Raw genomic sequence first — 3,298 nt, forward strand, 5'->3', positions numbered from 1 at the left:
GCGCTCGGAATCCCCGGCCGCTAGCAAAGTGAAAAAGTGCCTCCCGGAGATTTCCGGGAGGCACTTTTTTGTGGACAGGTGTCAGAGAATTGCGGGCAATGCGCCGCCGAGCGCCGACGCGACCTCGGCCTCGAGGGCTGCGACGAGCCCTTCCGGCGGCGCCTCACCGCAGACTGCGAGCCAGTTCGCGAGCATCCGGTGTCCACCCTGGGTGAGTACGGACTCGGGGTGGAACTGGACGCCGTGAATCGGCAGTTCGCGGTGGCGCATCGCCATCACGACGCCGCTCTCGGTGTGGGCGGTCACCTCGAGTTCCTCGGGAATGGTGTCCTCGAGAACCGTCAGCGAGTGGTAGCGGGTAGCGGTGAACGGATCGGGCAGTCCGGCCAGGACGCCGACGTCCTTGTGGTGAACCAGACTCGTCTTGCCGTGAAGCAGTTCGGGCGCGCGGTCGACGGTTCCGCCGAAAGCCGCACCGATCGCCTGATGTCCGAGGCAGACGCCAAGCAGCGGGGTCTTGGTGTCGGCGCAGACCTTCACCAGATCCATCGTCGCTCCCGCGCGCTGCGGAGTTCCGGGGCCCGGGCTCAGGAGAATGCCGTCGAACTGCGCTACTGCACCCTCGAGGTCTGCCGTCAGTTGTGGATCGTCGTTGCGCCAGACCACGGCTTCGGTTCCGAGCTGGCCGAGGTACTGCACCAGGTTGAACACAAAGCTGTCGTAGTTGTCGACGACGAGAATCCTCATGAGAGCAGGGTAAACGCCCGTGCTATCCGCCGGTATAGGCGGGGACCGTGATCTGCGACGGCGTTGCCTGCGTGTACCCGAGGCCGAAGCGGGTCGCGTACTGCTTGTAGATCCGAATGCCCGGTTCGGCGGCGAGGGCCGCCTCGAGGCGCGCAACGTCACCGATGGCGCTCATCACGTAGGGCGGGCTGTAGGTACGTCCGTGAAGAAGAAGAGTGTTTCCGATGCACCGCGGCGCCGACGTACTGATGATCCGTTGGTCCTGCATGCCCACCGCTTCGGCCCCGCCGGCCCACAGTGCGTTCAGGACGCTCTGAACGTCCTGCTGATGCACGACGAGGTCGTCCGGGGTGGCGTCGACCGGATACTTGCCGTCGGCGTTGCGCGGAGCGTCCGTCATCGTGACGACAACACCCGGGCCGGTCATCTCCGTCAGTCCCGCGTCGGCGGAGATGTTCTTGATGTCACCGAGCGCGGCGGCCACTCCGGCGTCGGACCGAGCGGCGTCTTGCTGCAGCGAATCGAGCTGGGCGGCAAGTTCGTCCCGGTCGGCCGAGACTTTTTCGGCATTGGCCTGGGCGCTGCGAACCAGATCGGAGAGCCTGGTGCTTTCGGTGACCTGGAGCTGGTTCTCCTCGGCGGATCGTTGCGCCGTGGCGACCATCAGACCGGCTACCAGGCAGACGGCAAGTACACCGATGTGCCAGACGGTTCGTGAAGATTCACCCGAAGACACGTGGCTCCTCCCGGATTGTGCAGGTCGGCCGGTGACCAACTGGACACAGCTACGTTAGCGTGTAGGTAACACATGCAGGTCACACCGTAGAGCGAGGACGTCATGCCCAAGTCGAAGGTCCGTAAGAAGAACGACTACACAGTCAACCCGGCAAACCGCACTCCGGTGAAGGTGAAGATGGGTCCGTCGAGCACGTTGTACGTCTCGGTGATGCTCGGATTCATGCTTGTCGGCCTGGCGTGGCTGATTGTGTACTACTTGGCCGCGGATTCGATCACGTGGATGAACGACTTGGGAAACTATAACTTCCTCGTCGGCTTCGGTTTCATGGTTGTCGGCCTTGTCATGACCATGAGATGGCGCTGACCAGCGAGTATCTGATTCGACCCGGATCGTGACCGTCATTCAATTACATGGGTGTCATTCATCCCCATTGTGGATAACTCCTGTGGACAACCTAGGAAGTTATCCACATGCTCGAGGATGAATTTCATCCACAGCCTCGTGACAACGTCACGGAGGTGATCTCGTGGGCCACTCCGATGGGTGTTGTCTACGCGATGTTCGGCGGCGGAATTGCCCTCGCGATCGCCTCGATAATCGCGCCCACGGAGCCTGCCGGACGCTTCCTGCTCGCCCTCGCGGTGATCGGGCTGTTCGTGATGGGCGGACTCGCCCTGCGTCAGCGTCCCCGCCTGGCTGTGATCGAAGACGCGGGAACCAAGTCGATCGCGGTGCAGCGACTGCGCGCCCGCCACGAGTTCACCCGCGAACAGATCGACCGCGTGCGTCTCGTCCGCTACCCGCGTCTGGGTCGACGCGTCCCGATGCTCGAGATCGACATCGTCAACCGTCCCACCGACACGGAGAAGCTGTTGATCTTCGGACGCTGGGATCTCGGCACGTCGCCGGAGGACGTCCTCGACGTGCTCGCTGTCCACGGATTGGTACCGCCCGAGAAATAGGCGCGGGTTACATGGCCAGTGCCGCGAGGTCCGGCTGCACGATGTCGAGAGCCTGCTGCGGCACCGCGACTGCGTCGCTCGACCATCCCCAGATCGAGTACAGCTCACGGCCGGGGTCGGTGTATCCGTCGCGGCCGTGCAGTACCCGGTAGTTGTCGATGCAGATCATCTCGCCGGCTTCGGCGCGGAACATCGGACCGCTGTCGCGCACGTGAATCACAGCCTCACTCCACTGCTTCACCAGCGGCCACTGCGCTACTTCCGATTCACCGGCGATCGGCGCGAGGTACGGGTGATAGCGAACCTGGTTGCGTCCACTCGGCACCGTCCTGGCGATCGGCGCAAATGTGTTCTGCGGGAAGTTCGGTTCCGAATGGTCGATGTCTGTGCTCCAACAGAATTCGGCCAATTCAGCGGTTGCGGGATCGAAGGCGAGCAACCGCGTCAGTTTGAGCGCATCGATGAGAAACGAGTCGCCGCCACTCGGATACGCCGGACGCTTGCACCACAGAAACAGGTAATCGGGAGCGTAGTCACCGAACGCAAAACCGTCGTTGTGGGCGGTCATCCGCTCGCCGGAGATGCCGAACGAGCGCTTCCTGCCGCGTTCGTCCACCGGTTGGGTGTCGACGACAGCTGCTTCGGCATCCTGACTCTTGGCACTCGCCTCGAACTGACGGCCGACGCGAATGCACTTCTCACCGAGCAAATTCGACGCGAAGGCAATGGCATCTTCCTCGGTGTGCAGGCCACCGAAGACCGCGGCCCCGTCGAGAGCGATTGCCGCCCGGACGGCCTCGACCGTGTCCACGCGCCGCGGAACAACACTTGCCAGCGTCAAATCGGAAGA

At 63.1% G+C, this 3,298-nt stretch carries 5 protein-coding genes; 2 read left to right on the forward strand and 3 right to left on the reverse strand.

Annotation, left to right across the window (positions count from 1 at the left end):
- Positions 1-81: 81 nt before the first annotated feature.
- Positions 82-747 (reverse strand): aminodeoxychorismate/anthranilate synthase component II, encoded by a 666-nt coding sequence (locus tag A2J01_RS25705; RefSeq protein WP_003942537.1) that lies wholly within the window; start codon positions 745-747, stop codon positions 82-84.
- A gap of 22 nt (positions 748-769) precedes the next feature.
- Complete coding sequence (locus tag A2J01_RS25710; RefSeq protein WP_003942461.1) at positions 770-1,483, reverse strand: DUF881 domain-containing protein; 714 nt, start codon at positions 1,481-1,483, stop codon at positions 770-772.
- A gap of 102 nt (positions 1,484-1,585) precedes the next feature.
- Between A2J01_RS25710 and crgA the strand changes: the two genes are divergently transcribed.
- A complete protein-coding gene (gene crgA, locus A2J01_RS25715) occupies positions 1,586-1,849 on the forward strand; it encodes a cell division protein CrgA (protein ID WP_003942576.1) in 264 nt (87 codons plus the stop codon).
- Between the two features lie 107 nt (positions 1,850-1,956).
- Positions 1,957-2,448: a PH domain-containing protein gene (locus A2J01_RS25720; RefSeq protein ID WP_064113880.1), complete on the forward strand. Its 492-nt coding sequence runs from the start codon at positions 1,957-1,959 to the stop codon at positions 2,446-2,448.
- A gap of 7 nt (positions 2,449-2,455) precedes the next feature.
- On the opposite strand, the gene A2J01_RS25725 is transcribed toward A2J01_RS25720, so the two are convergent.
- Positions 2,456-3,298 (reverse strand): TauD/TfdA family dioxygenase (locus A2J01_RS25725; RefSeq protein WP_197494300.1); only part of this gene is annotated, 843 nt, incomplete at its 5' end.

Source organism: Rhodococcus sp. EPR-134 (assembly GCF_001647205.1).
In the GTDB taxonomy this organism is placed as follows: Bacteria; Actinomycetota; Actinomycetes; order Mycobacteriales; family Mycobacteriaceae; genus Rhodococcus_F; species Rhodococcus_F qingshengii.

Bases quoted from the DNA above. Each gene is read 5' to 3' on its own strand.
- A2J01_RS25705 (WP_003942537.1), bottom strand. From the start codon at position 747: ATGAGGATTCTCGTCGTCGACAACTACGACAGCTTTGTGTTCAACCTG.
- crgA (WP_003942576.1), top strand. From the start codon at position 1,586: ATGCCCAAGTCGAAGGTCCGTAAGAAGAACGACTACACAGTCAACCCG.
- A2J01_RS25720 (WP_064113880.1), top strand. From the start codon at position 1,957: ATGCTCGAGGATGAATTTCATCCACAGCCTCGTGACAACGTCACGGAG.